The 4,585-nt window shown below is 75.0% G+C and carries 3 protein-coding genes; all 3 read right to left on the bottom strand.

Annotated features, from left to right (window positions below):
• Window positions 1–278: hypothetical protein (locus JNW89_RS37400; protein ID WP_238451444.1), on the bottom strand; the 278-nt coding region annotated here is incomplete at its 3' end.
• The gene (locus JNW89_RS28370) at window positions 206–4,150 is read right to left on the bottom strand and encodes a type I polyketide synthase (protein ID WP_375155158.1); all 3,945 of its coding nucleotides are present in this window, start codon (window positions 4,148–4,150) and stop codon (window positions 206–208) included. The genes JNW89_RS37400 and JNW89_RS28370, both read right to left, overlap by 73 nt.
• A 23-nt stretch (window positions 4,151–4,173) precedes the next feature.
• Window positions 4,174–4,585 (bottom strand): acyl carrier protein (locus tag JNW89_RS37860; protein WP_255541347.1); only part of this gene is annotated, 412 nt, incomplete at its 5' end.

Genomic DNA, 4,585 nt, shown 5'->3' with positions numbered 1-4,585 from the left:
TGTCGGCGAGGACGAACCGTTCCGGGTTCTCCGCCTGCGCCGCCCGGACCAGGCCCCAGACCGGCGCCTGGTCCAGCGCCACCCGGTCGTCGGAGCCGGCCGTCGGTGTCGGCGAGGACGAACCGTTCCGGGTTCTCCGCCTGCGCCGCCCGGACCAGGCCCCAGACCGGCGCCTGGTCCAGCGCCACCCGGTCGTCGGAGCCGGTCACCACGGCCTCCCGGGTGAGCAGCACCAGCCGGGAGTCGGCGAACCGGTCGTCGGCCAGCCAGGCCCGCACGGCCGCCAGCGCCGCCCCCGGTCACCTCCCGGACCGCCGCCGGCACGTCGCCGTCGCCGGCAGCGAGCGGCAGCAGCACCACCTCCGGTACGTCGGCCGCCGCGCCGACCGAGTCCAGATCCGCGTACGACGGCACCCCCGGCACCGCGACGGCGTCGCCGACCACCGCCCAGCGGGACACGTCCGCCGCCCCGTCCGGGGTGGCTGCCGGCTGCCAGCGCACCCGGTGCAGCACCTGGTCGTTGCCGGCCCGCACGCCGTCGAGTTGGGCGGCGGAGACCGGCCGGGACACCAGCGACCCGACGGTGAGCACCGGCTGCCCGGACGGGTCGGTGACGGTGAGGGTGACGCTGTCCGGGCCGGTGGGGCGCCATCCGCAGCCGCAGCGCGGTGGCGCCGACGGCGTGCCGGGAGACGCCGTTCCAGGCGAACGGCAGCAGCGTCGCCCCGGAGCCGTCGTGGTCCTGGAGCAGGGAGGCGTGCATGGCGGCGTCGAGCAGGGCCGGGTGCAGGCCGAACCGGGCGGCGTCCGGGTGTGCCTCGTCGGGCAGGGCCACCTCGGCGTACAGCTCGTCGCCGCGTTCCCAGGCGGCCCGCAGCCCCTGGAACGTCGGCCCGTACGCGTACCCCCGCCCGCGCAGCCGCTCGTACGCGCCCTCGATGTTCAGCGGGGTCGCGCCCGGCGGCGGCCAGGCGGTCAGGTCGACGGACGGCTCGGCGGCGTCGGCGGCGAGCAGCCCGTCGGCGTGCAGTGCCCAGCGACCGCCGGGGGCCCGGGAGTAGACGCCGACGGTACGGCGCCCGGCGGTGTCGGGGTCGCCGACGACCACCTGCACCATGACGTCGCCGCGTTCGGGCAGTACCAGCGGCGCGGTGAGGGTCAGTTCGTCGAGCCGGTGGCAGCCGGCCTCCTCGCCGGCGCGCAGGGCGAGTTCGACCAGGCCGGTGCCGGGCAGCAGCACGGTGCCGAGTACGTCGTGGTCGGCGAGCCAGGGCTGGGCCTGCCGGGACAGCCGGCCGGTGAGGACGAGGCCGTCGGCGTGGGCGGTGGCCACGGCGGCACGCAGCAGCGGGTGGTCGACGGGGGTGAGGCCGAGCGCGGCCGGGTCGTCGCCGAGCGCGCCGGCCAGCCATGACTCGGCGAGGTAGTCGAGGGTGTGCAGCCAGTACCGCTGCCGCTGGAACGGGTAGGTGGGCAGGTCGACGGTGTGGGTGGTCTGCGGGAGCAGTGCGGTCCAGTCGACGGTGGTGCCGGTGACGTGCAGCCTGGCCAGGGCGGTCAGGGCTTGCCGGTGTTCGTCGTGCCCGCGCCGCAGACTGGGCACGACGGTGACCTCGTCGGTGAGGATGCCCTCAATGAGCGGGGTGAGCGCGGCGTCCGGGCCGAGTTCCAGGAACGTGGTGGCTCCCGCCTGGTGCAGGGTGGTGATGCCGTCGGCGAAGCGGACCGCCTCGCGGACGTGGCGGACCCAGTAGTCCGGGTCGGTCAGCTCGGAGGTGGCCAGGGTGCCGGTCAGGTTGGACACGACCGGGAGTTGCGGCTCGGCGTAGGTCAGGTCTGCCGCCACGGCCCGGAAGTCGTCGAGCATGGGGTCCATCAGCCCGCTGTGGAAGGCGTGGCTGACCCGCAGTCGCGTGGTCTTGCGGCCCAGCTTGGTGAAGTGCTCGGCGACGTGCAGCACGGCCGCTTCGGGGCCGGAGATGACCACCGACCGGGGGCCGTTGACGGCCGCGACGTCCACACCGGCACCCGCCGCCGCACCGTCGCCAGTGGAGGCTGAATCGTTTACGTCATCAGGTCGGTAGGACGCGAAGGAGGCATCCTGTGCCGCCAGCGCCGCCCGCACCTCCTCCTCCGACGCCTGGATTGCCACCATCGCCCCACCAGCCGGCAGCGCCTGCATCAACCGACCTCGCGCGGCCACCAGACGCGCCGCGTCCGGCAGCGACAACACCCCGGCCACATGCGCGGCGGCCAACTCACCGATCGAGTGCCCGGCCACGAGGTCCGGCCGCACACCCCACGACTCCACCAGCCGGAACAGGGCCACCTCGACCGCGAACAAGCCGGGCTGCGCATAGCCCGTCTGGCGGATCAGCTCCCCGTCATCACCCCAGACGACGGCACGCAACGGCCGATCCAGATGCTGATCCAGCTCCGCCACCACCGCGTCGAACGCAGCAGCGAACACCGGGAACGCCGAGTGCAGCGAGCGACCCATACCCAAGCGCTGCGCGCCCTGACCGGTGAACAGCACCGCCAGCCGACCGGCTCGGGCCACGCCGGCGACGGCGTTCGGAGCCCGCTCCCCCGCCGCCACCGCCGCCAGTCCGGCCGACAGCTCGGCCGAGTCCGCGCCCAGCACCACCGCCCGGTGGCCGAACGCCGCCCGACCGGTGACCAGGGTGCGGGCCGCGGCGCCCACATCCACCGGCGACAAGTCTCCGGCGACAGCGGCGAAGCGGTCCGCAAGTTCCCGGAGCGCCGGCTCGGACTTCGCCGACAGCACCCAGGGCACCAGGGACGGGGGCACGCCGGCGTCCGGGTGCGGAGCGGACTCCGGGGCCTGTTCGACGATGACGTGGGCGTTGGTGCCGGAGAGGCCGAACGACGAGATGCCCGCCCGGCGCGGGTGCCCGTCCGCCGGCCACTCGCGTGCCTCGGTCAGCAGCTCGACCGCGCCGGACGACCAGTCCACCTGGGGCGAGCGCTCCTCGGCGTGCAGGGTCCGGGGCAGCACCCCGTGCCGCATCGCCTGCACCATCTTGATGACGGCGGCCACGCCGGCGGCGGCCTGGGTGTGCCCGAGGTTCGACTTGATCGACCCGAGCCGGAGCGGCCGGTCGGCGGGCCGGTCCTGCCCGTACGTGGCGAGCAGCGCCTGCGCCTCGATCGGGTCGCCGAGGGTGGTGCCGGTCCCGTGCGCCTCCACGACGTCCACCTCGGTGGCCGGGACGCCGGCCGAGGCGAGGGCGGCGCGGATCACCCGCTGCTGGGCGGGGCCGTTCGGGGCGAAGAAGCCGTTCGACGCGCCGTCCTGGTTGACGGCCGTGCCGCGAACCACGGCGAGCACCGGGTGGCCGAGCCGCTGGGCGTCCGAGAGGCGCTCGACGAGCAGGAAGCCGGCGCCCTCGCCCCAGCCGGTGCCGTCGGCGCCCGCGCCGAACGACTTGCACCGGCCGTCCGGGGCCAGCCCCCGCTGGCGGCTGAACTCGACGAAGGCCTCCGGCGTCGCCATCACCGCCGCGCCACCGGCGAGCGCCAGGGTGCACTCGCCAGAGCGCAGCGCCTGCACCGCCAGGTGCAACGCGACCAGCGACGACGAGCAGGCGGTGTCCACGGTGACCGCCGGCCCCTCCAGCCCCAGCGCGTACGCCACCCGGCCGGAGGCGACCGAGCCGGTGGCGTGGCTGCTGGCGTAGTCGTGGTACATCAGCCCGGCGAACACCCCGGTACGGCTGCCGCGCAGCGTGCCGGGGTCGATGCCAGCCCGCTCGAACGCCTCCCAGGCGCACTCCAGCAGCAGCCGCTGCTGCGGGTCCATGATGGTCGCCTCGTTGGGGCTGATCCCGAAGAACGTTGGATCGAAGGCGGCGGCGTCGGTGAGGAACCCGCCCTGCCGGACGTAGCTGGTGTGCGGGCGCTCGCCGGTCGGGTCGTAGAGCTCGTCGACGTTCCAGCCCCGGTCGGCGGGGAAGTCGCCGATCGCGTCGACCCCGTCGGCGACCAGTCGCCACAGCTGCTCCGGCGTGCTCACCCCGCCGGGGAAGCGGCAGCTCATCCCGACGATCGCGACCGGCTCGTGGGCGGCCGCGGTGAGCCGCCGGTTCTGCGCGCGCAGCCGCTCGGTCTCCTTGAGCGAGCTGCGCAGCGCGGCGACGAGCTTGTCGTCGGTCATCGAGGGTCTCCCGTCATGAGGTCGTCGAGGTCCTGGTCGCCCAGCGCCATGCTGATCAGGTCGTCGGCGTCCATCTCGTCGATCGAGCGGCCGGCCTCGTCGTCCGCCGTGGCCGTGTCCGGCGTGGGGGCGAGTCCACCGAGTTCGAGCAGCCGGTCCAGCAGCCCGGCCTCCCGCAGCCGGCTCAGCGGGATGCCCTGGAGAACCGCCCGCACCCGGTCCTCGGGCAGCCCGTCGGCCGGCGCCGGGGCGAGCGCGGTGACCAGTTCGGCGGCGAGGACCCGCGCGTTGGGGTGGTCGAAGACCAGCGTCGCGGGCAGCCGCAGGCCGGTGGCGGTGTTGAGCTGGTTGCGGAACTCGACCGCGCTCAGCGAGTCGAAGCCGAGTTCCTGGAACGCCCGGTCGGGG

The organism is Micromonospora sp. 4G55, from assembly GCF_016803375.1.
The sequence above is the reverse complement of the archived record's forward strand: the minus strand, read 5'-3'. Positions and strand labels throughout refer to the sequence as shown.